This window comes from Escherichia fergusonii ATCC 35469 (assembly GCF_000026225.1).
GTDB classification, from domain to species: Bacteria; Pseudomonadota; Gammaproteobacteria; order Enterobacterales; family Enterobacteriaceae; genus Escherichia; species Escherichia fergusonii.
Genome location: NC_011740.1, coordinates 1,425,777 through 1,445,990, shown reverse-complemented (window position 1 = coordinate 1,445,990; position 20,214 = coordinate 1,425,777). Strand labels below are relative to the sequence as shown.

20 protein-coding genes are annotated in these 20,214 nt (G+C 49.6%); 11 read left to right on the top strand and 9 right to left on the bottom strand.

From position 1 onward, the window contains the following. Window positions 1-27 precede the first annotated feature (27 nt). From tyrS to anmK, 4 genes are all read right to left on the bottom strand, one after another. The gene (gene tyrS, locus EFER_RS07115; protein WP_002431557.1) at window positions 28-1,302 is read right to left on the bottom strand and encodes a tyrosine--tRNA ligase; all 1,275 of its coding nucleotides are present in this window, start codon (window positions 1,300-1,302) and stop codon (window positions 28-30) included. A 126-nt stretch (window positions 1,303-1,428) separates the two neighbouring features. Continuing rightward, window positions 1,429-2,085, bottom strand: coding sequence for a pyridoxamine 5'-phosphate oxidase (pdxH, locus tag EFER_RS07110; RefSeq protein ID WP_015953371.1), 657 nt, complete (start codon window positions 2,083-2,085; stop codon window positions 1,429-1,431). A gap of 57 nt (window positions 2,086-2,142) precedes the next feature. Continuing rightward, the gene (gene mliC, locus EFER_RS07105) at window positions 2,143-2,466 is read right to left on the bottom strand and encodes a C-type lysozyme inhibitor (protein WP_000734958.1); all 324 of its coding nucleotides are present in this window, start codon (window positions 2,464-2,466) and stop codon (window positions 2,143-2,145) included. A gap of 91 nt (window positions 2,467-2,557) precedes the next feature. Further along, window positions 2,558-3,682: an anhydro-N-acetylmuramic acid kinase gene (gene anmK / locus EFER_RS07100; RefSeq protein WP_001256262.1), complete on the bottom strand. Its 1,125-nt coding sequence runs from the start codon at window positions 3,680-3,682 to the stop codon at window positions 2,558-2,560. Window positions 3,683-3,955: 273 nt separating this feature from the next. Here anmK and slyB point away from each other — a divergent pair, with 273 nt between their 5' ends. After that, window positions 3,956-4,423, top strand: coding sequence for an outer membrane lipoprotein SlyB (gene slyB, locus EFER_RS07095; protein WP_000595672.1), 468 nt, complete (start codon window positions 3,956-3,958; stop codon window positions 4,421-4,423). 45 nt (window positions 4,424-4,468) lie between these two features. Here slyB and slyA read toward each other — a convergent pair whose 3' ends face one another. After that, window positions 4,469-4,909, bottom strand: a complete 441-nt coding sequence (slyA, locus tag EFER_RS07090; protein WP_000764576.1) for a transcriptional regulator SlyA — start codon at window positions 4,907-4,909, stop codon at window positions 4,469-4,471. Window positions 4,910-5,106: 197 nt separating this feature from the next. Here slyA and EFER_RS07085 point away from each other — a divergent pair, with 197 nt between their 5' ends. Genes EFER_RS07085 through EFER_RS07075 form a run of 3 tightly spaced genes read left to right on the top strand, consistent with a single transcriptional unit; the run spans window position 5,107 to window position 8,213 of the window. Then, window positions 5,107-5,343, top strand: a complete 237-nt coding sequence (locus EFER_RS07085; RefSeq protein ID WP_000668781.1) for a DUF1656 domain-containing protein — start codon at window positions 5,107-5,109, stop codon at window positions 5,341-5,343. Window positions 5,344-5,345: 2 nt separating this feature from the next. Beyond that, window positions 5,346-6,203 (top strand): efflux RND transporter periplasmic adaptor subunit, encoded by an 858-nt coding sequence (locus EFER_RS07080; RefSeq protein WP_000054161.1) that lies wholly within the window; start codon window positions 5,346-5,348, stop codon window positions 6,201-6,203. Continuing rightward, window positions 6,204-8,213 (top strand): FUSC family protein, encoded by a 2,010-nt coding sequence (locus EFER_RS07075; protein WP_000867882.1) that lies wholly within the window; start codon window positions 6,204-6,206, stop codon window positions 8,211-8,213. Here the strand turns inward: EFER_RS07075 and sodC are convergent, their stop codons facing one another. From sodC to EFER_RS07060, 3 genes are all read right to left on the bottom strand, one after another. Next, on the bottom strand, window positions 8,214-8,735 hold the full coding sequence (gene sodC / locus EFER_RS07070) for a superoxide dismutase [Cu-Zn] SodC (RefSeq protein WP_002431560.1): 522 nt from the start codon (window positions 8,733-8,735) through the stop codon (window positions 8,214-8,216). An 80-nt stretch (window positions 8,736-8,815) separates the two neighbouring features. Then, window positions 8,816-9,712: an aldo/keto reductase gene (locus tag EFER_RS07065; protein WP_000250656.1), complete on the bottom strand. Its 897-nt coding sequence runs from the start codon at window positions 9,710-9,712 to the stop codon at window positions 8,816-8,818. A 48-nt stretch (window positions 9,713-9,760) separates the two neighbouring features. Then, a complete protein-coding gene (locus tag EFER_RS07060) occupies window positions 9,761-10,000 on the bottom strand; it encodes a DUF1289 domain-containing protein (protein ID WP_046082595.1) in 240 nt (79 codons plus the stop codon). Window positions 10,001-10,102: 102 nt separating this feature from the next. On the opposite strand from EFER_RS07060, the gene nemR reads away from it, so the two are divergent. The 5 genes from nemR (at window position 10,103) to EFER_RS07035 (ending at window position 17,784) form a co-directional block, all read left to right on the top strand. Further along, window positions 10,103-10,702 (top strand): DNA-binding transcriptional regulator NemR, encoded by a 600-nt coding sequence (gene nemR, locus EFER_RS07055; protein WP_001032929.1) that lies wholly within the window; start codon window positions 10,103-10,105, stop codon window positions 10,700-10,702. 36 nt (window positions 10,703-10,738) lie between these two features. Then, a complete protein-coding gene (gene nemA, locus EFER_RS07050) occupies window positions 10,739-11,836 on the top strand; it encodes an N-ethylmaleimide reductase (protein WP_000093594.1) in 1,098 nt (365 codons plus the stop codon). Between the two features lie 80 nt (window positions 11,837-11,916). Next, window positions 11,917-12,324 (top strand): lactoylglutathione lyase, encoded by a 408-nt coding sequence (gene gloA, locus EFER_RS07045; RefSeq protein ID WP_001237796.1) that lies wholly within the window; start codon window positions 11,917-11,919, stop codon window positions 12,322-12,324. Between the two features lie 102 nt (window positions 12,325-12,426). Continuing rightward, the gene (gene rnt / locus EFER_RS07040; protein WP_001282299.1) at window positions 12,427-13,074 is read left to right on the top strand and encodes a ribonuclease T; all 648 of its coding nucleotides are present in this window, start codon (window positions 12,427-12,429) and stop codon (window positions 13,072-13,074) included. 87 nt (window positions 13,075-13,161) lie between these two features. Further along, the gene (locus EFER_RS07035) at window positions 13,162-17,784 is read left to right on the top strand and encodes an ATP-dependent helicase (RefSeq protein ID WP_000829745.1); all 4,623 of its coding nucleotides are present in this window, start codon (window positions 13,162-13,164) and stop codon (window positions 17,782-17,784) included. Between the two features lie 92 nt (window positions 17,785-17,876). On the opposite strand, the gene EFER_RS07030 is transcribed toward EFER_RS07035, so the two are convergent. Further along, window positions 17,877-18,221 carry a Grx4 family monothiol glutaredoxin gene (locus tag EFER_RS07030; protein WP_000099403.1) on the bottom strand — a complete coding sequence of 115 codons (345 nt, stop codon included), beginning with the start codon at window positions 18,219-18,221 and terminating at the stop codon, window positions 17,877-17,879. A 326-nt stretch (window positions 18,222-18,547) separates the two neighbouring features. Here EFER_RS07030 and EFER_RS07025 point away from each other — a divergent pair, with 326 nt between their 5' ends. Together EFER_RS07025 and sodB are read left to right on the top strand one after the other, a co-directional pair. Continuing rightward, window positions 18,548-19,387, top strand: a complete 840-nt coding sequence (locus tag EFER_RS07025) for a C40 family peptidase (RefSeq protein ID WP_000101158.1) — start codon at window positions 18,548-18,550, stop codon at window positions 19,385-19,387. Window positions 19,388-19,592: 205 nt separating this feature from the next. Then, window positions 19,593-20,174 (top strand): superoxide dismutase [Fe], encoded by a 582-nt coding sequence (gene sodB, locus EFER_RS07020; RefSeq protein WP_000007279.1) that lies wholly within the window; start codon window positions 19,593-19,595, stop codon window positions 20,172-20,174. The last annotated feature ends 40 nt before the right edge of the window (window positions 20,175-20,214 follow it).

Sequence of the window (20,214 nt, the reverse complement as noted above, 5' to 3'; positions counted from 1 at the left end):
TGATTTCTCACTCCCTAATTCAAAGTATTACTTCCAGCAAATCAGACAGTAATTCTTTTTACCGCGACGTAACAATGTAAAGCGACCAAACAGACGGTCTTCTTCTTTGAAGAAATATTCAGGATCGGACTGTTTTTCACCGTTAATTGTTACGGCATTAGAAGCGATTGTTTTACGCGCCTGACCACGGGATGGTTGCAGTTCAGAATCGACCAGCGCCTGCATCAGGTCTGCGCCTTTTTCCATTTCGACCATTGGTACGCCGTCTTGCGCCAGTTGTTCGAAATCAGCCTCGCTCAGCGCGCTCAGAGAACCACTGAACAAACATTCGGTAATACGTTTAGCGGCCTGTAAACCTTCTTCACCGTGAACCAGACGAGTCACCTGCTCCGCCAGCACATACTGAGCGCGCGGTGCTTTGCCACTGTTTTTGTCTTCTTCTTCAAGGGCATTAATTTCTTCAATGCTCATGAAAGTGAAGAACTTCAGGAAGCGGTAGACATCAGCGTCGGCAGTGTTGATCCAGAACTGGTAGAACTTATACGGACTGGTTTTCTTCGGATCCAGCCACACAGCACCACCTTCGGTTTTACCAAACTTAGTACCATCAGCTTTGGTGATCAGCGGAACGGTCAGACCAAACACCTGATTTTGATGCAGGCGGCGAGTCAGATCGATACCGGATGTGATATTGCCCCACTGGTCTGAACCGCCAATCTGTAACGACACACCGTACAGCTTGTTCAGGCAGGCAAAGTCATAACCCTGCAGCAGGTTGTAAGAAAACTCAGTAAAAGAAATACCCTGATCTTCACGGTTGAGACGTTGCTTAACCGCTTCTTTGTTGATCATCTGGTTAACGGAGAAGTGCTTACCGATATCGCGCAGGAAGGTCAGCACATTCATATTGCCGAACCAGTCGTAGTTGTTGGCCGCGATAGCAGAGTTTTCTCCGCAGTCGAAATCGAGGAACGGGGCTACCTGTTTGCGGATTTTGTCCACCCACTCCTGAACAGTTTCTTCTGTGTTCAGTTTACGCTCGGCAGCTTTAAAGCTCGGATCGCCAATCAGACCCGTTGCGCCACCTACCAGCGCAACCGGCTTGTGACCCGCCTGCTGGAAGCGTTTCAGGCATAACAATGGAACAAGATGCCCCAAATGCAAGCTGTCAGCGGTAGGATCGAAGCCGCAATAGAGCGCGATCGGGCCTTGCGCCAGTCGCTCTGCTAACGCTTCTTCATCCGTCACCTGGGCCACCAGCCCCCGCTCTTGCAATTGTTTAATCAAGTTACTGCTTGCCATCAAAATCTCCATGTATATAACGACTGCACCTTTGCCGGTACACGACTTTTCGCCAGATGCGAAAGAGACATAGGATAAAGCGCCGGAATCAGGAGTGCCAGCGCTTAAAACAAGATTTTTGCATCTTCAGGGAGCGAGACGGTCAATTTTCCATGCGTCGTTTTCACGCTGGTATAAAAAGCGGTCATGAAGACGGTGTTCTCCACCCTGCCAGAACTCTATTTGTTCCATACTGACGCGGAAACCGCCCCAAAAACTGGGCAATGGAACTTCACCTTGCTGGAATTTCTGTTTCAGTTCGAGGAATTTGCTCTCCAGAATACCGCGAGCGGAAATACGACTGGATTGTTTAGACACCCATGCCCCTATCTGGCTGTCGCGAGGACGGCTATGAAAATATTTTACGACCTCCAGCGTTGAAAGGCGTTCGGCTTTGCCAGTCACCATCACCTGACGCTCAAGGGTATGCCATGGAAAAAGCAAACTGACTCGGGGATTACTTTCAATCTGGTGCGCTTTGCGACTGCCCAGATTCGTGTAAAACACCATCCCTTTTTCATCGTAATGTTTGAGTAAGACAATTCGCTGATAAGGCTGACCATTTTCATCAACAGTAGCGACAACCATCGCAGTTGGATCAGCCAGTTTGGCCTCACAGGCCTGAGACAACCAACGTTCGAAAAGAGTTAATGGATCGGCAGGAAGATCGCGGCGGCGTAAACCACCTTTGGTATATTCGCGGCGCAAATGAGCAATTTGCTGCAGTTCATCGTTATCAGACATACGTTCGATTTTCATTGTCAGTGGGTGACGCTATTGTGCGCCGCCCCTGGAAAAATCTCAACGCTGGTTATTTTGTAACTGGCAGTTATTCAAGACGATACGGTCACGTTTATAGACCGTCGCCTCGTTACCCTTCGACCAGAAAACATAAATTCCATCGCTATAACGCGTCCCTGAAGCTGAAATTCCCTGTTTCAGATTAAGCAATTTATTATCGTAGACAAAACTCACCACCTGGCGAGGATTATTCAGTTTTACTGTCAACGGTTTTTCATCACACTGGTATTCCAGCGTCTCGGTTTGCAACGTCTCAACAAACTGATTAAAAGCACTACAGCCTGTAAGAATCAGCGGTAAGCAAAGGAGTAACAGTTTTTTCATAGCAGCATCCTGAAGACTTTCCTGGTCCGGAGGGCAAAACGCCCTCCCTAACATTCCTAGTGTAACGGCAGTATGACTAAGAAAAATTCAGTTAACTCTGAGTTCGCGGGGGATTAGCTGGAAAAATTGCGCCAAGCACTGTCGCCTCACTGGCGCCAGTGACCGACGGTAAATTGCCCGCCAGACCAGCCAGTGTTCGCCAGGCAAGCCATGCAAAAGCTAAAGCCTCCATATCATCACCACTGATACCTGCCGTATCTGTTGTGGTCACCTCTGTGCCAGGCAGTAAACCAGCCAGACGCGCCATTACTAATGGATTGCGACTTCCTCCGCCACACACCATCAGGCGATCGCAGCCTCCGCTCAACAAGACTTGCTCGGAGATAGTCACAGCAGTAAGTTCTGCCAGTGTCGCCTGAACGTCCCGCGACCGCAGTCCTGGGAATTTCTGTAGATGACGTTCCAGCCAGCCATAATTGAAGTATTCACGCCCGGTACTTTTTGGTGCTGGTGCGGCAAAGTAGGGATCGTTAAGCATTTGCTGTAACAACGGTAACACGACATTCCCTTCACAGGCCCACTGAGCATCTTTATCATACGGTTTGGCACACTGCCGCCAGATCCAGGCATCCATCAACATGTTACCAGGACCGGTGTCGTAACCCCGTACTGGTTGTCCGGGGAGAAGCATTGACAGATTGGCAATACCCCCAATATTTAGCACCATCCGTCGTTCGGTAGGATGTGCTAACAGTGCATGATGAAACGCCGGCACCAGTGGTGCGCCTTGTCCACCGAGCGCGATATCACGGCGACGAAAATCCCCGACAACGGTGATGCCTGTACGGGCAACGATCTGATTGTTATCACCAATTTGCAAAGTATGGGGAGCCGGGCCTTGTGGTTCATGCCAGACCGTTTGACCGTGGCAGCCTATTGCCACGATATCCTGCGGTTGTAGGTTTTCTTGTGCCAGCAAACCATTTACGGCATCAGCAAACAAGATGCCTAATCGGGTATCGAGTTGTCCAAACTGAGAAAGTGTGAGTTGTTGGCCCTGGCAAATATCCAGCACGGCCTGTTTGAGTTCGACCGGGATAGGCCAACTCAGGCTGGCTTGCTGCGCCACCATGTTTTCATCTATCGCCGCCAGCACCACATCAACTCCATCAAGGCTGGTTCCTGACATAACGCCAATATAACGACCGGATCTCATAGGCCTTCCTTATGCAGCATAATTTATCTGTCACACTCCACCACAAACGCCTCGTCAATGCCATGCTTCAGCTATTTTTTTAGCTGTTTTAGCCTGTGGTTTACGTGAAATTAATAATTTTAGTGAATGAGTTGTTTATAATAAGATTACCCGATTCTCATCATGATTTCGTCACCGTTCTGGACGATCCTATCATCCAGATACGACAAATATCATAGACTTTACTGAGAGGGATGCCAGTGTGGCGTTTTATGGTAAACAGGAGATTTTTCAATGATTAAACGTGCGCTCATTATGTCAATGGTTGGTCTTTCTTTAGTAGGTTGTGTGAACAATGACACCCTTTCAGGGGATGTCTATACTGCCTCTGAAGCAAAGCAGATTCAGAATGTCAGCTACGGTACAATTGTTAATGTCCGCCCGGTAAAAATTCAAGGTGGTGATGATGCGAATGTCATCGGCGCTATTGGCGGTGCGGTTCTCGGTGGTTTCCTGGGTAATACCGTAGGAGGCGGCACAGGTCGTTCACTGGCAACTGCAGCGGGAGCTGTTGCAGGTGGGGTCGCAGGCCAGGGCGTGCAGAGTGCGCTGAACAAAACTGATGGTGTGGAGCTGGAAATCCGTAAGGATGATGGCAAAACCATCATGGTCGTGCAGAAACAAGGGAGCACCCATTTCTCCGCAGGTCAACGTGTCGTACTGGCAAGCAACGGTAGCCAGGTCACTGTTTCTCCTCGCTAATAATGACAAAAGGGGGCAACTACTGCCCCCTTAATTATCTGAAGTTTATCCTTGCGCCTGTAGCGTAATGATGTTGTGTTCAAGTCGGGCAATCAGTTTGACCAACAGTTCAATTTCTTCTGGTGCGATACCTTCAAGAATTTCACTGCGCGTTTTGTTGATCACCGCTTCCATATCTGCAATAAGTGGCTCGGCTTTTTCCGTCAACTTAATGCGTTTTGCCCGGCGATCGCTCGCGCAGGTCTGACGTGAAATCAACCCTTTTTCTTCGAGTTGATCTAAGGTGCGCACCAGGGAAGGCTGTTCGATGCCAATCGCTTTAGCCAGTTGAATTTGTGATTGTTCAGGCGGCAATTGATGAATGCTGTGTAGCGTCACCCAGTGCGTCTGAGTTAATTCCAGAGGTTTCAGGCGATGGTCTATCAGAGCACGCCATATGCGCACCAACCGTGCCAGATCAGAACCTAGTGGCGATTCCAATTTCATCTCCTTATAATTAGCTTGCTAAGATATTATGCTCATTTATAATAGTTTGCAGCAATTCCATTACTAAAACAAATATATTACGCCATTTAATTAATCTCAGGCATATTTTTCAGAAATTACACGAAAAAAACACTCATTTTGCATCGGAATTTTACCAACAAAAAAACCGCGTTAACTGACGCAAAGGAATATTTCTCGTGAAGTTTATACTTAACGAAACAGGATTACCGCTTCAAGATCTGGTGATTGGTGCATCGGTTTACTTCCCTCCTATTTTCAAGGCGTTTGCAGTGGGTTTCATTATCTGGTTAGTTATTCACCGACTACTTCGTGAGTGGATCTATTCGGGTGAAATATGGCATCCCCTGCTTATGGATTTATCCCTTTTTATCCTTAGCGTCTGCCTTGGACTGGTCTTGTTAATTGTGTGGTGAATATGTCGCTTAAAACAGTTAAGTATTTTTCAACTATTGCCATCGCAACTATCGCTATCCTGGCGGGTTGGTGGTTATGGAATTATTACATGCAGTCGCCCTGGACGCGTGATGGCAAAATCCGTGCTGAACAAGTGAGTGTCGCCCCACAAGTTTCTGGTCGGATTAGTAAATTAAATGTTAAGGATAATCAATTTGTTAATGCCAATGACGTCTTATTTATCATTGATAATACGCCCTTTAAAATTGCAGAACTGAACGCCGAGGCCCAGCTGGCGAAAGCGCAGTCGGATTTAGCAAAGGCAAACAACGAAGCGACACGCCGTCGCCATTTATCACAAAAATTTATTTCTGTTGAAGAGCTGGATACTGCAAATTTGAACGTTAAAGCAATGCAGGCCAGTGTAGATGAAGCCAAAGCTTCGTTAAAACAGGCGCAATGGCAACTGGCACAAACGGAAGTTCGTGCTCCTGTAGCAGGTTGGGTCACAAATCTGTCCACCCGCGTTGGCGATTACGCGACCACCGGAACTCCTCTTTTCGCCCTCATTGACAGCAAATCGTTTTATGTCATGGGGTATTTTGAAGAAACTAAACTGCAACATATTCGTGAAGGTGCTCCTGCCCAAATCACTTTATACAGTGGCAATGTGAAGTTACAGGGTCACGTTTCCAGCATTGGGCGAGCTATATATGATCAGAGTGTCGAGAGTGATTCTGGTCTGGTACCCGATATCAAACCTAATGTGCCCTGGGTTCGTCTGGCACAACGGGTGCCCGTACGCATCGAATTCAATCACCTGCCCAAAGATGTAACTCTGGTTGCTGGCACAACATGCAGCGTGGCGATTGGCCAATAAATGAAAGTTCCCAGCCTCCGAAATGCCCCCTGGATACGGGCTACAACTGCACAATGGCGCTATGCACTAAGAAATTGCATTGCTATGTGTCTGGCATTGACGGTGGCTTACTATTTCGATCTTGACGAACCTTATTGGGCAATGACCTCTGCTGCAGTAGTGAGCTTTCCTACGGTTGGTGGTGTTATCAGTAAAAGTTTTGGTCGAATCGGAGGAAGCCTGCTTGGTGCCACCGCAGCGCTTCTTCTCGCCGGGCATACTCTGAATGAACCCTGGTTTTTTCTACTGAGCATGTCGGCATGGATTGGATTTTGCACCTGGGCTTGCGCGCACTTCAGTAATAACGTTGCTTACGCTTTTCAACTGGCAGGCTATACCGCAGCAATCATTGCCTTCCCGATGATCAATATTACCGAAAGCACCCAACTCTGGGATATCGCCCAGGCGCGGGTCTGTGAAGTGATTGTGGGGATCTTATGTGGGGCGATGATGATGATGGTTTTGCCCAGCACCTCCGATGGCACCACACTTTTAACCTCATTAAAGAATATGAATGCCCGCCTGCTGGAACATGCCCGGCTGTTGTGGCAACCGGAAACAACAGAAGCCATTCGCTCAGCACATGAAGGTGTTATTGGACAGATTTTAACCATGAATCTTCTGCGTATTCAGGCCTTCTGGAGTCACTACCGTTTCCGTCGCCATAACGCCCTGTTGAATGCGTTGTTGCATCGGCAACTTCGGTTAACCAGTGTTATTTCCAGTCAGAGAAGGATGCTGGTTAACTGGCCCTCACCGCCTGACAATACGCGAAAAGTTATTGAAAATCTTCTTACTGCTCTAGCCGATCCACATACGCATTTTTATACCGTTGCGCGGCTCCTTGCTCCACTTTATCCATATGATAAAAGTGATTACCGCCATGTCGCCTTCTGGCTACGACTGAGATATTTTGCGAGATTATTTCTGAAAAGCAGCCAGCAGCTACAAATGATGCAAAACGGAGCTGCACCAGAGCAAATCTCAATAACCCGGACGCCAGCACTCGCCCGCCATACTGATAATGCCGAAGCTGCGTGGAGTGGATTGCGTACCTTCAGTACGTTAATGGTAATCGGCGCATGGAGTATTGGAGCACAGTGGGAATATGGTTCAGGTGCATTAACGCTCGCAGCCATAAGTTGCGTACTCTACTCAGCTGTTGCGGCCCCCTTTAAATCACTTTCATTACTGATGCTTACTCTGGTTCTACTTTCGTTATTCAGTTTTGTGGTGAAATTCGGGCTGATGGTACAAATTAGTGAGTTGTGGCAATTTTTGTTCTTTTTGTTTCCTTTACTGACCACAATGCAATTGCTTAAGCTACAAATGCCTAAACTGGCGGCATTATGGGGGCAGCTCATTGTTTTCATGGGATCATTTATCTCTGTTACCAACCCGCCGGTTTATGATTTTGCTGATTTTCTTAATGACAATACCGCGAAAATTGTCGGTGTTGGCATCGCGTGGCTGGCCTTCGCAACCCTTCGTCCAGGTTCTGACGCGCGCAAAAGTCGCCGCCATATTCGCGCGTTACGCCGTAATTTTGTTGATCAGCTTAGCCGTCGCCCTTCACTTAGCGAAAGCGAGTTTGAATCTCTGACTTACCATCATGTCAGTCAGCTAAGTAATAGTCAGGATGCGCCAGCCCGCCGCTGGTTGTTACGTTGGGGAGTCGTACTACTGAATTGTTCACATGTGGTCTGGCAATTGCGTGACTGGGAGTCACGCTCAGATCCACTTGCGCGTGTCAGGGATAACTGTATTGCATTGCTGCGGGGAGTGATGAGTGAGCGTGGCGTTCAGCAACGTTCGCTGGCTGCCACGCTTGAAGAGTTACAACGTATTTGTGATGCACTTGTCCGTCATCATCAACCTGCCGCCCAGGAGCTGGCGGCAATTGTCTGGCGACTGCACTGCTCGCTTTCGCAACTTGAGCACGCGCCGGCGCAAGGTACGCTGGGCTCTTAGTTACTTAATCACTCCACAGGCATAGCGTTCACCGCCACCGCCCAGCGGTTTAGGTTGATCGGACATATTATCGCCGCCAACGTGAACCATCAGTGCTTTGTCTTTGATTTCATCCAGTGATTTCAGACGAGGCGCGATGACAGCATCGGTAGCTTTGCCGTCATTATTGACTACCAGTGCAGGCAGATCGCCTAAATGTCCGGCACCTTCTGGCCCTTCATGTTTACCGGTATTTTGTGGATCAAGATGCCCGCCTGCGGATTCCGCGGCGCTGGCTTTTCCATCTTTGGTGGCTGGCTGGCAGCTTCCTTTTGCATGAATATGGAAGCCATGTTCACCGGGAGGTAATGCTTTCAGATCGGGCGAAAACTCCAGACCTTTATCGGTTTCAGTAATGGTGACGCTACCAATTGTCTGCCCAACCCCTTGCGACGTAACGAGGTTCATCTCGACTTTTTCACTGGCAGCTTGTGCGCCGGTCGCAACAACCAGCGCCAGAATGGCCAGACTAAAACGTTTCATAGGACCTCCGTTCATTGTGCATTCCTGAATAAGTGTAAACCAGTGACACATTTTTGAACGGCGGCTATTCCTAAAAGTGCTTACGGTACGTCGTAACCTAGTGCTGCTTTACGGATACGGAACCATTGTTGACGGGTCATTTTCAATGTTTCTGCTTCGACAGCCGCCCGTACACGCTCAATTTTACCTGAGCCGATAATTGGCAGCGGCTGCGACGGTAAACGTAACACCCAGGCGTAAACCACCTGTTCAATAGAGCCCGCGTTTAACTCCTCCGCCACCACAGCCAGTTCATCACGCAGCGGCTGGAAATAATCATCATTAAACAGACGACCACCACCAAGGCAGGACCACGCCATCGGACGAACACGCAGTTGCTGCAGTTGGTCGAGCGTGCCATCCAACAGTAACGGCTGATGCACCGGGGATATTTCCACCTGATTAGTGGCAAGGGTAAACGGCAGACGCGATTGCAACAGCGCAAATTGCGCAGGCGTAAAGTTCGATACGCCAAAATGACGCACTTTGCCGCTCTGATGCAGATGCTTAAACGCGTCTGCCACTTCATCGGCATCCATTAACGGGTCTGGTCGGTGGATTAACAGCAGATCCAGATGATCGGTCGCGAGATTAATCAGCGACTGTTCGGCGCTCTTAATGATGTGATCGCGGTCAGTAATATAATGACCAATGACATTTTCTTCACGCGCGGTCGTCGCGATACCGCATTTGCTGACAATTTCCATCCGTTCACGCAGATGAGGTGCCAGTTTCAGTGCCTCGCCAAACGCTGCTTCGCACTGATAGCCGCCATAAATATCAGCGTGGTCCACGGTAGTTACGCCGAGATCCAGATGCTCTTCAATAAAGCTGACCAGCTGGCGGGCGGACATATTCCAGTCCATCAATCGCCAGTAGCCCATCACAAAACGGGAAAACTCCGGGCCTTGCGGTGCAATAGTAATACGCTGAACCATAATCGCTTCCTCTTATCAGATATGAGAGGAGTATACGCAAGATTATGTTCAAAAGAGTGATGGTTGCTCCGGTTCGTCTGATGACGCTGGCTTATTTGCACGTAATTTGCGCGTTAATCGCTGCCGACAAAGGCGCAGCACCTCTTGTTTTTCGCCATCGCTCATTTTATTCCAGTTAAAACGCTCATCCCGACTACGAAAACAGCCGCGACAAAATCCGCGTTCGTCAGACTGGCAAATTCCCCGGCACGGGCTCTGGACGGGAAAGAACTCTAATTGCTCCGCCACCTCGCCCTCCTCAGATAAGATTATTACCATTATTGAAGCTGTTAATGCCCAAAGTAGCAACTTTGCTTGCACTAGACCGACTGGTCTACTACACTCCAACACATGAACAAACACACCGAACATGATACTCGCGAACATCTCCTGGCGACGGGCGAACAACTTTGCCTGCAACGTGGATTCACCGGGATGGGGCTAAGCGAATTACTAAAAACTGCTGAAGTGCCGAAAGGGTCCTTCTATCACTACTTTCGCTCTAAAGAAGCGTTTGGCGTTGCCATGCTTGAGCGCCATTACGCCGCATATCACCTGCGACTGACTGAGTTGCTGCAATCCGGCGAAGGTAACTACCGCGACCGCATACTGGCTTATTACCAGCAAACACTGAACCAGTTTTGCCAACATGGAACCATCAGTGGTTGCCTGACAGTAAAACTCTCTGCCGAAGTGTGCGATCTGTCAGAAGATATGCGCAGCGCGATGGATAAAGGGGCTCGCGGCGTGATCGCCCTGCTCTCTCAGGCGCTGGAAAATGGCCGTGAGAACCATTGTTTAACCTTTTGTGGCGAACCGCTGCAACAGGCACAAGTGCTTTACGCACTGTGGCTTGGCGCGAATTTGCAGGCCAAAATTTCGCGCAGTTTCGAGCCACTGGAAAACGCGCTGGCCCATGTAAAAACCATTATTGCGACGCCTGCCGTTTAGCAGGCATTTTTTATCACCAGACCACCGGGAGCCTTTATGTCATCTGAAAAACTGTATTCCCCACTGAAAGTGGGCGCGATCACGGCGGCAAACCGTATTTTTATGGCACCGCTGACGCGTCTGCGCAGTATTGAACCGGGTGACATCCCTACCCCGTTGATGGCGGAATACTATCGCCAACGAGCCAGTGCCGGTTTGATTATTAGCGAAGCCACGCAAATTTCTGCCCAGGCAAAAGGATATGCAGGCGCGCCTGGCATCCATAGTCCGGAGCAAATTGCCGCATGGAAAAAAATCACCGCTGGCGTTCATGCTGAAAATGGTCATATGGCCGTGCAGCTGTGGCACACCGGACGCATTTCTCACGCCAGCCTGCAACCTGGCGGTCAGGCACCGGTAGCGCCTTCAGCACTTAGCGCGGGAACACGTACTTCTCTGCGCGATGAAAATGGTCAGGCGATCCGCGTTGAAACATCCATGCCGCGTGCGCTTGAACTGGAAGAGATTCCGGGTATCGTCAATGATTTCCGTCAGGCCATTGCTAACGCGCGTGAAGCCGGGTTTGATCTGGTGGAGCTCCACTCTGCTCACGGTTATTTGCTGCATCAGTTCCTTTCTCCTTCTTCAAACCATCGTACCGATCAGTACGGCGGCAGCGTGGAAAATCGCGCACGTCTGGTGCTGGAAGTGGTCGATGCCGGGATTGAAGAATGGGGAGCCGACCGCATTGGCATTCGTGTTTCGCCAATCGGTACTTTCCAGAACACGGATAATGGCCCAAATGAAGAAGCCGATGCACTATATCTGATTGAACAACTGGGCAAACGTGGCATAGCTTACCTGCATATGTCCGAACCGGACTGGGCGGGAGGCCAACCGTATACTGATGCGTTCCGCGAAAAAGTACGCGCCCGTTTCCTCGGTCCGATTATCGGCGCAGGTGCCTACACGGTAGAAAAAGCCGAAACGTTGATCGGCAAAGGATTGATTGATGCGGTGGCATTTGGTCGTGACTGGATTGCGAACCCGGATTTGGTTGCCCGCTTGCAGCGCAAAGCTGAGCTTAACCCACAGCGTGCCGAAAGTTTCTACGGTGGCGGCGCGGAAGGCTATACCGATTACCCGACGCTGTAATCCAACATTGCGAGCGGCGCAAAGCCGCCGCTATACTAAAACAACATTTTGAATCTGTTAGCCATTTTGAGGATATAAAGATGCGTCTTCTTCATACCATGCTGCGCGTTGGCGATCTGCAACGCTCCATCGATTTTTATACCAAAGTACTGGGCATGAAACTGCTGCGTACCAGCGAAAACCCGGAATACAAATACTCACTGGCGTTTGTTGGCTATGGCCCGGAAACCGAAGAAGCAGTGATTGAACTGACCTACAACTGGGGCGTGGATAAATACGAACTCGGCACTGCTTATGGTCACATCGCGCTTAGCGTAGATAACGCCGCTGAAGCGTGCGAAAAAATCCGTCAGAACGGCGGTAACGTCACCCGTGAAGCGGGTCCGGTAAAAGGCGGCACTACGGTTATCGCGTTTGTGGAAGATCCGGACGGTTACAAAATTGAATTAATCGAAGAGAAAGACGCCGGTCGCGGTCTGGGCAACTAATCTTCTGCCGGGCGTGAACTCATCACGCCCGCATCTTTACTGCATCGGCAAGTAATATTTGTCATAATGCGCGCTGCAATTTATCCGTATTAAGAGAATCAGATGTCCGATAACGCTCAACTTACCGGTCTGTGTGACCGTTTTCGTGGTTATTATCCTGTTGTTATTGATGTTGAAACGGCAGGGTTTAACGCTAAAACTGATGCACTGCTTGAGATCGCTGCTATCACGCTGAAAATGGATGAGCAAGGCTGGCTGATGCCGGACAATACGTTGCATTTTCATGTTGAACCTTTCGAAGGGGCGAATCTGCAACCGGAAGCCCTTGCCTTTAACGGCATCGATCCGAACGATCCACAACGTGGTGCAGTACGCGAATATGATGCCCTGCATGCCATCTTTAAAATGGTGCGTAAAGGCATTAAAGATACAGGCTGTAACCGCGCCATTATGGTTGCGCATAATGCGACCTTCGATCACGGTTTTCTGATGGCAGCAGCCAACCGTGCTTCTCTCAAACGTAACCCTTTTCATCCGTTTGTGACCTTTGATACCGCCGCACTCAGCGGGCTTGCACTAGGGCAGACGGTACTCTCTAAAGCCTGTACTGCGGCGGGAATGGCATTCGATAGCACTCAGGCACACTCAGCACTGTATGACACTGAACAAACGGCAATGCTGTTTTGCGAAATCGTTAACCGCTGGAAACGTCTTGGCGGCTGGCCGCTTCCCGTTACGCCTGAAGAGTGAAATGCAGAGCCTGAGAACGTTACAAGTTGACGTTTTAAGTGCAATACTGTTCCTCCAGAGGAGTCGACATCCGGGGGAACAGCATTTATGGCAGAAAATAACCCATCATCATCTTCCCTACCGGAGTTTTTTTCACCCGCCACTCGTGAATGGTTTTCTTCAACATTCAGCCAGCCGACACCCGTTCAGGCACAAACATGGACAGTGACCGCCGCAGGTCAAAATGCGCTGGTGATTGCACCCACCGGTTCAGGTAAAACGCTCGCGGCTTTTTTATTCGCCCTCGATCAGCTGTTTCGCCAGCCACATACCGAGTCAGGGGATAAAACCAGTCGTATCCTTTATATCTCGCCGATAAAAGCACTGGCGACTGATGTGCACCGCAATTTGCAGATACCGTTACAGGGTATCCGGGACGCCCGATACAAACGCGGAGATGCAGAAGTTACGATAACGGTTGGGATGCGCTCCGGTGATACTTCCTCGCAAGAACGCGCAAAACTTGTTCGTCATCCGCCCGATATTTTAATTACCACGCCTGAATCGCTTTATTTATTACTGACTTCTCGCGCCCGTGAAACTTTGCGCGGCATAGAAACGGTGATAATCGATGAAGTTCATGCCGTAGCGGGTAGCAAGCGTGGCGCGCACCTTGCGCTAAGTCTGGAACGACTGGATGCCCTGCTTTCACAACCTGCACAGCGAATTGGCTTATCAGCAACCGTGCGTCCGGTCTCAGATGTGGCGCAATTTATCGGGGGGATTCATCCTGTAACCGTAGTTAATCCCGCAGTCAGCCGTATTCCTGATATTCGTATTGTGGTACCCGTCGCCAACCTGGATAACGTAGTAGCGAATCATAGCGAAGCGGGAGAATCCAGCCTGACAGGAAGAGAAGGTTCCATCTGGCCCTATATTGAAAATGGAATTCTTGATCAGATCCTCAGTCACCGTTCAACCATCGTTTTTACTAACTCCCGGGGCCTTGCGGAAAAGCTCACGGCGAGGCTTAACGAATTATATGCCGCTCGTACGCATCATCGCCCTTCCCGGCAAACGGAAGTTGCTCAGTACGATTCATTAACAGGAGCAACATCCAACCGTGTGCAGACGGGTACAGAATTTATTGCCCGCTCTCACCATGGCTCAGTTTCTAAAGAACAACGCGCGATAACTGAACAATCTTTAAAATCAGGAGAATTGCGCTGCGTTGTCGCTACCTCAAGCCTGGAATTGGGTATTGATATGGGCGCGGTCGATCTCGTTATTCAGGTTGCAACGCCTCTCTCTGTGGCCAGTGGTCTGCAACGAATTGGTCGGGCAGGACATCAGGTCGGAGGAATTTCAAAAGGGCTGTTTTTCCCCCGCACACGGCGGGATCTGATTGACTCTGCTGTCATTGTTGGTTGTATGCAGGCCGGAAGACTGGAAAAGCTCACGCCGCCGGGTAATCCCTTAGATGTGCTGGCACAGCAGACGGTTGCCGCCGCAGCCATGGATACGCTCAATGTTGATGCGTGGTTTGCACTCGTGCGCCGGGCTTCTCCATGGCGGGAATTATCACGCAACATTTTTAATGCCACGCTCGATATGCTCAGTGGCCGCTTTCCCTCGGGGGATTTCAGCGTCTTTCGACCTCGTCTTATCTGGAATCGTGAAACAGGAGAAATCATCGCGCGGCCTGGCGCGCACCTTCTCGCCGTCACCAGTGGCGGAACTATCCCTGATCGTGGGATGTACAGCGTAATGCTTCCTGAAAGCGAAGAACAGGCAGGCTCCCGACGTGTAGGTGAACTGGATGAGGAAATGGTTTACGAATCACGCGTTAATGACATTATCACCCTCGGCGCAACGTCCTGGCGTATCCAACAAATCACCCGCGACCAGGTGATTGTGACACCTGCACCAGGGCGCTCTGCTCGTCTGCCCTTCTGGCGCGGTGAAGGCAGCGGACGACCTGCAGAATTGGGGGAAATGACAGGCGATTTTCTCCAGGCCGCTTCCAACGAAAATTTTTATGTCAATCTTCCCCCATGGTTAGCAGCCGAAAACGTTATCAACAATATTAAAAGCCTGATTGATGAACAGCGGGAAGCCACGGGCGTAGTTCCTGCCAGTCGTCACCTGGTGCTGGAGCGCTGTCGTGATGAAATGGGTGACTGGCGCATCATGCTGCACTCTCCATGGGGACGTCGAGTTCATGAACCCTGGGCACTGGCGATCGCCGGAAGGCTGCATGCGCACTGGGGCGCAGATGCTTCAGTTGTTGCCAGCGATGATGGTATTGTTGCACGCCTGCCAGATAGCGAAGGGAAATTACCCGATGCTTCTCTGTTTTTGTTCGATGCAGATACACTTGAGCGCATCGTACGTGAAGCAGTAGGCAATACCGCGCTTTTTGCCGCGCGCTTTCGTGAGTGTGCCGCTCGCTCACTGCTAATGCCCGGTCGTACGCCAGGGCATCGCACACCACTCTGGCAACAGCGTCTACGGGCAGGCCAGTTACTGGAAATTGCTCAGGGATATCCTGATTTCCCGATAATTCTGGAAACAGCAAGAGAATGTTTGCAGGATGTCTATGATCTGTCGTCACTCCATCAGTTAATGCATCGCCTTAACGGTGGTGAAATCCAGATTTCTGAAGTCACTACCACCACACCCTCACCTTTCGCCGCTAACCTGCTTTTCGGTTATGTTGCGGAATTTATCTATCAATCCGATGCCCCACTGGCTGAGCGAAGAGCTTCAGTACTCGCACTGGATAGCGAATTATTGCGAAATCTGCTGGGGCAAGGTGATCCTACAGAACTGCTTGATCCACGCATTAATCAACAGCTGGAAGATGAGTTGCAACGGCGGGTAGCAGAAAGACAAGCCAAAGGTAAAGAAGGCGTTTACGACCTTTTGCGTGAACTGGGACCGATGAATCTGCAAGCATTAAATGCGCGGCACGTCGCCAGTACAGCAGAAATTGAAAATTATCTTGCGCAGCTTGCTGAGGAAAAACGGATATTCTCAACGGATATAAGAGGAACTCATCAGTACGCCAGTATGGAAGATGCAGCAACATTGCGTGATGCCCTTGGCATCAAATTACCCACCGATATTACGGATTCCTTACTGCATCACGTTAAAGCCCCCCTACGGGATCTATTGCTCCGCTTTATCCATACCCATACCTTGTTCAGCGCTGAACAATTAGCCAGTCAATTTGGTCTTGGTGTTGCGGTGGTGGATGAGCAATTAGCATTGTTGCGAGAACAAGGGCTGGTTTTATGCCTACATCAACAGACAAACCAACACGAATCAGCGTGGATTAGTGAAGAGAACTTTCGCCGCTTGCGTCTGCGATCACTCCAGGCAGCACGAGAAGCTACTCGCCCTGTTTCTGCGAATATCTATACCCGCCTGCTTCTGGAGTGCCAGGGGATTTTGCCAACAACGGATGGTAGTGCGGCATTGTTTAATCAGGCAACACAGGGGATCTATGAAGGCACTGAAGGTGTGGTTCGGGTCATTGAACAACTCGCCGGGTTAGGTATTCCAGCCTCGTTATGGGAAAGCCAGATCTTTCCTGCACGCGTACAGGATTATTCAACAGAAATGTTGGACGAACTGCTGGCAACAGGTGTGGTGGTCTGGTCCGGGCAGAGAAAATTAGGTGAAGATGATGGTCTGGTCGCCTTACATTTACAGGAGTATTGTGCAGAAACACTGACGCTGCCACCACTTGATGCTCCTTCGCTCTCACCGCTACAGCACGCAATTTTACGTATACTGGCAAGTGGTGGCGCATGGTTTGCACAACAAATTAGTCTGCAGGTTACTCCTCAACCGGGAGATGCCAACCAGTTCCACGAGGCCTTGTGGGGGTTGGTCTGGCAAGGATATATCACCAGTGATATCTGGACACCACTTCGCGCACTAACGCGAGCGGCACCTCCTGTTCGTCATCAGTCGCGCAGAACCTCACGACTGCGTCGGGGACATGTAAGCTATGCTCCACGCCCGGAAAGTGCGTTGCCGCGAGCGTCTTATCATACCGCCGCTCTTGTCGGACGTTGGTCTCTATTGCCAACAGCGCCTATGGACACCACCGAACAGATGCTGGCCCAGACAGAGAACATACTTGATCGCTATGGCATTATTAGCAGACGTGCAGTTATGGCTGAAAATCTGGCGGGTGGATTTCCGGCAATGCAGACGCTTTGCCGAAGTATGGAGGACACAGGACGTATTTTACGTGGGCGCTTTGTAGAGGGATTAGGGGGCGCACAGTTTGCAGAAAGAAATACCATCGACCGGTTACGTGATCTCGCTGCCACTTTAGCGCTAAAGGCGAAGTTTACACCCGTTAGCCTGTCAGCCAGCGATCCTGCTAATCCCTGGGGATATTTGCTGCCCTGGCCCGAACATTCATCTTCTCTTGTTCCCACTCGCCGCACGGGTGCATTGGTGGTGATTTGCGGTGGGCGATTACAGTTATATTTGGCTCAGGGAGGAAGGAAAATGCTTGTCTGGTATCACAACGAAAGTGAAATTTTGCTGCCAGATGTATTACAAGCCTTAACCAATGGGCTACGTCGTGAGCCTCGATTGCGTTTTACTCTGCTGGAAATCAATGACAAACCTGTCCGCCAGTCACCGTTATTCACCCCTTTACGCGAAGTCGGTTTTTCCAGTTCCCCCCAGGGGCTGGACTGGGGATAAGATTAAGAAAAAGGGAATCTTATTTTACAAGATTCCCCTGAGACTGATGGCAAACGCCAAATTGCCAGATGCGCTTAGCCAGTGACGGTGATTTATTCAGCGTCAGTCTGATCTTTATATTTTGCAGCGGTTTCTTTAATTAACTGCTGCAATTCGCCACGCTGATACATTTCAATCACGATATCACAGCCGCCGACCAGCTCGCCGTCTACCCACAACTGCGGGAATGTCGGCCAGTTGGCATATTTCGGTAACTCAGCACGAATATCTGGGTTCTGCAAAATATCAACATAAGCAAAACGCTCACCGCAAGCGGACAGCGCCTGCACTGCCTGAGCGGAAAAACCGCAGCTAGGGAGTTTTGGCGAACCTTTCATGTACAGGAGAATCGGGTTTTCAGTGATCTGGCGCTGGATTTTTTCGATTGTGGAGCTCATTGTCTTGCTTCCTTAACTTCTTTACGACAGAAACCTGCATTGTAACGGCACAGGCTGCTATCAGAAAATAACATTTTCATTACGCTTATTAATTTTATCCCCTGTTGCCAAAAGTTGCATTGAAAATATTGTTTACGACCTTGCTGAGCACGTTTCAATCTCAGGGTATGGCCCTGGTTAATCACGCCGTTTTTTTGCGCTATTTAACGAAACGCAATTTTTAACAATTAAAGCTATTAACTTTTTTACTTTCTTTAGTTTAGAATCATCGAGTTTTGTAAATCACCCGCAGGCATGATGGACCTGCCTTTACAGAGGATTGCTCAGTGGCGCGGATAAACCGAATCTCGATCACGCTCTGTGCTTTGCTGTTTACTACACTCCCTTTCACGCCAATGGCCCATGCTTCCAAGCAAGCCAGGGCAACGTCTGCCACAACGCATGTAACACAAAAGGCAGAGAAAAAGAAAAGCACGACCACAACGAAAAAAACAGCGAAAGCCAGTAAGAACACCAATAAAAAAGCCGTCAGCAAAAATAAAACTAGCAGTAAAACCGCCTCATCGTCTAAAAAACGTCTTAACACATCACCCGCTAAAGTCAGCAAAACAGCCAGCCACAAGGCTAAAGCAACCACCAAAAAGGTAACGACTGTCGCCTGGACCGAGAAATGCACACCACGTAAAGGGCGTAAACCAGTCTGTGTAAAAGTGCGTAATGCCGCGCCAGGCACCATTGCTGATGCCCATAAAGCCAGAGTGCAAAAAGCCACTAAAACGGCAATGAACAAACTAATGCAGCAAATTGGCAAACCGTATCGTTGGGGAGGCACGTCTCCACGCACAGGATTTGATTGCAGTGGTCTGGTTTATTACGCCTACAAAGATCTGGTTAAATTCCGCATTCCTCGTACTGCTAATGAGATGTATCACCTGCGTGATGCGGCGCCCATTGAACGCAGTGAATTGAAAAATGGTGATCTGGTGTTCTTTCGTACCCAAGGTCGTGGTACTGCAGATCATGTAGGGGTTTATGTGGGTAACGGAAAATTCATCCAGTCGCCGCGTAGTGGTCAGGAAATCAAAATCACCTCTTTGAGTGAAGATTACTGGCAACGCCATTATGTCGGCGCTCGCCGGGTGATGACCCCACAAACCATCCGCTAAAAATTTACCCTGTTGTGAACGCAACAGGGTAAGTTCATCTTTTGTCTCACCTTTTATTTTGTTACCCTATCCTCACGCACAATAAGGCTATTGTGCGTATACTCGTCATAATTCAGGTTGCATGGGAGATGGTTGCGTTCGCTTACTGTCTGCCTGCCCCCCTAATTAAGTAGAGTAATTCCAATAATGAAGAAGGAGAGTAGCAATGTCGTTTGAATTACCTGCACTACCGTATGCCAAAGATGCATTGGCTCCGCACATCTCTGCGGAAACCATTGAGTACCACTATGGCAAACATCACCAGACGTATGTCACTAACCTGAACAACCTGATCAAAGGTACCGCGTTTGAAGGTAAGTCTCTGGAAGAGATTATTCGTAGCTCTGAAGGTGGCGTATTTAACAACGCCGCTCAGGTCTGGAACCACACCTTCTACTGGAACTGCCTGGCTCCGAATGCTGGCGGTGAACCAACAGGTAAACTCGCGGAAGCCATCGCAGCCTCTTTCGGTAGCTTTGCTGACTTCAAAGCACAGTTTACTGATGCGGCTATCAAAAACTTTGGTTCTGGCTGGACCTGGTTGGTGAAAAACAGCGATGGCAAACTGGCTATCGTGTCGACCTCTAACGCGGGCACTCCGCTGACTACTGACGCGAAACCGCTGCTGACCGTTGACGTCTGGGAACACGCTTACTACATCGACTATCGTAATGCACGTCCTGGCTACCTGGAGCATTTCTGGGCACTGGTAAACTGGGAATTTGCTGCGAAAAACTTCGCTGAGTAATTGTGATAACGCAGAAGGCTTTCCCTTCTGCGTTTTTGTT